The organism is Marinobacter sp., from assembly GCF_035268745.1.
In the GTDB taxonomy this organism is placed as follows: domain Bacteria; phylum Pseudomonadota; class Gammaproteobacteria; order Pseudomonadales; family Oleiphilaceae; genus Marinobacter.
Genome location: NZ_DATFKH010000172.1, coordinates 1 through 1,683, shown reverse-complemented (window position 1 = coordinate 1,683; position 1,683 = coordinate 1). Strand labels below are relative to the sequence as shown.

Genomic DNA, 1,683 nt, shown 5'->3' with positions numbered 1-1,683 from the left:
GCCGAAAATTCAATGTGAAGTCGCAAATGCTGGACGATCTGGTGCAATGGAATACCCCGGACCACATCGGCAACCTGCGCAAAGCGCTGATTATTTTTCATTCGCCGGTCGACCAGGTTGTGGACATCAGCGAAGCGGCCGCCATTTATCAGGCAGCCAAACATCCCAAGAGCTTTATTTCCCTGGACGACGCCGACCACCTGCTTTCAAAGGCAGTGGATGCGGAGTATGTTGCGGATATGCTGGTGGCCTGGTCAAGCCGGTATTTATAGCGCCATGACGTTAGCCCGGCATCTGAAAGGCCAGCGTATGCGCCAGTTTCTGCAGTTCATCTGCGCGTTCAAGGTCGTTCAGGAAACGTTGCGGAATACCGGCAACACCGACCTGTGCGCCCACCAGTGCCCCGGTCAGCATGGCTCGGGACTGATTCTGACCATCGCCGCGACGTCCGACGCCGCATGCAATGCATCCCGAGTAATGTGGCGCCTGGCTCTGAGTGGCAGTTCCGGATGGTCCGGGGCAGGTTTTCGTGTGGAGACCGGTTCAAAAGCCAGCGTGCCGTCTGCTAACCAGTTCAGGGATTGTTGTGAAATGTGTGCATCCAGTTTATCGCCCTGAATCAGCCGGGCGATAATGCAACCGTAGCCAACCCCCATGGAGACCATGGTTTCGCTGCTCTGGGTCAGTGCCGTGTTGTTGGCAATGGCCCGGGACATCCGCGCGGGCTCGGTGGCCACCGCCATGGTCTACCCAGACCGCACCGGCGAAATCTACCATCTGGCGTTCAATCCGGACCAGCGCTGGCTCTACTTTCCGGATATGGAGCGCAATGAGGTTCTGTTGATCAAGGGCTATGACTCGCGAACCGACGGGCGTGCCCGCTTTGTGCCACATACCGCCTTCCATGACCCGGGCTCCCACGCCGACGTTTTTTGCGCAACCTGAAGATGTATAATATGATGCGTTAAAGCATCAATTTGGATTCAGGGTGACCCCTATGCGTACGACGGTAACGATTGAAGATTCGCTTTACCAAAAGGCTCTGGAGCTTGCCGACCCGGATATGAACAAGGCGGACCTGTTCCGGGAGGCAATCAGCACCTTTGTGCGGGTGCAAGCGGCCAAGCGCCTTGCTGCACTGGGCGGTGCTGACCCGCAAATGAAGGATATCCCGCGCAGAAAAGGTGAGCCCGGTGCCCCGTGAGTGTGCTGGTTGATACGTCGGTGTGGGTGGACCATTTCAGGCGAAGCAACGACTCATTGGTGGCCCTGATGTTACGAGATGAGGTGCTGATACATCCCATGGTGCTGGGCGAGTTGGCCTGCGGCACACCACCTGCGCCCCGGGAGCGCACGCTTGGCGATATTGGCCTGTTGCGGTCAGTCACCCAGGCGAGCTGGGACGAAGTGATGGCATTCATCGAGCGGGAAAAGCTTTACGGGCTGGGGTGTGGCCTTGTGGATGTGTCTTTGCTCGCATCCACCCTGATGACCCGGGGCTCCTGCCTGTGGACGCTGGACAAGCGCCTGGCAGCGCTGGCGGCGCGGTTTGATATCGCCTTTGACGCCCGTTGCTGATGACACTGATATACCCGGCATGATTGATGAGCCCACCATAATCTGGCCGCGGTTTTAAACCATAGGATGACCCGTGTCGGATCCAACTTGGTTGCTATGACCACA

Annotated in this window: 6 protein-coding genes; 4 read left to right on the top strand and 2 right to left on the bottom strand. The window is 57.8% G+C overall.

Translation table 11 applies throughout. The annotated features are described in order from the left end of the window. The coding region (locus tag VJ956_RS12420; RefSeq protein WP_414674440.1) for an alpha/beta hydrolase family protein at positions 1–272 on the top strand (272 nt) is incomplete at its 5' end. Between the two features lie 10 nt (positions 273–282). On the opposite strand, the gene VJ956_RS12415 is transcribed toward VJ956_RS12420, so the two are convergent. Together VJ956_RS12415 and VJ956_RS12410 are read right to left on the bottom strand one after the other, a co-directional pair. Further along, positions 283–414 carry a hypothetical protein gene (locus tag VJ956_RS12415; RefSeq protein WP_324085359.1) on the bottom strand — a complete coding sequence of 44 codons (132 nt, stop codon included), beginning with the start codon at positions 412–414 and terminating at the stop codon, positions 283–285. Beyond that, the gene (locus VJ956_RS12410) at positions 408–743 is read right to left on the bottom strand and encodes a hypothetical protein (protein WP_324085358.1); all 336 of its coding nucleotides are present in this window, start codon (positions 741–743) and stop codon (positions 408–410) included. Before VJ956_RS12410 ends, VJ956_RS12415 begins: the two co-directional genes overlap by 7 nt. On the opposite strand from VJ956_RS12410, the gene VJ956_RS12405 reads away from it, so the two are divergent. The 3 genes from VJ956_RS12405 to VJ956_RS12395 are packed head-to-tail and all read left to right on the top strand — an operon-like array spanning position 742 to position 1,578. Next, positions 742–945, top strand: a complete 204-nt coding sequence (locus VJ956_RS12405) for a CmcJ/NvfI family oxidoreductase (RefSeq protein WP_324085357.1) — start codon at positions 742–744, stop codon at positions 943–945. The two genes, VJ956_RS12410 and VJ956_RS12405, sit on opposite strands and share 2 nt — an antisense overlap. Positions 946–997: 52 nt before the next feature. Further along, entirely contained in the window at positions 998–1,204 is a 207-nt protein-coding gene (locus tag VJ956_RS12400) for a type II toxin-antitoxin system VapB family antitoxin (RefSeq protein ID WP_324085356.1), read from the top strand. After that, positions 1,201–1,578 carry a type II toxin-antitoxin system VapC family toxin gene (locus VJ956_RS12395; RefSeq protein ID WP_324085355.1) on the top strand — a complete coding sequence of 126 codons (378 nt, stop codon included), beginning with the start codon at positions 1,201–1,203 and terminating at the stop codon, positions 1,576–1,578. The genes VJ956_RS12400 and VJ956_RS12395 overlap by 4 nt, the downstream gene beginning before the upstream one ends. Positions 1,579–1,683: the final 105 nt, after the last annotated feature.

Bases quoted from the DNA above. Each gene is read 5' to 3' on its own strand.
- VJ956_RS12415 (WP_324085359.1), bottom strand. From the start codon at position 414: ATGCTGACCGGGGCACTGGTGGGCGCACAGGTCGGTGTTGCCGGTATT.
- VJ956_RS12405 (WP_324085357.1), top strand. From the start codon at position 742: ATGGTCTACCCAGACCGCACCGGCGAAATCTACCATCTGGCGTTCAAT.
- VJ956_RS12410 (WP_324085358.1), bottom strand. From the start codon at position 743: ATGGCGGTGGCCACCGAGCCCGCGCGGATGTCCCGGGCCATTGCCAAC.
- VJ956_RS12400 (WP_324085356.1), top strand. From the start codon at position 998: ATGCGTACGACGGTAACGATTGAAGATTCGCTTTACCAAAAGGCTCTG.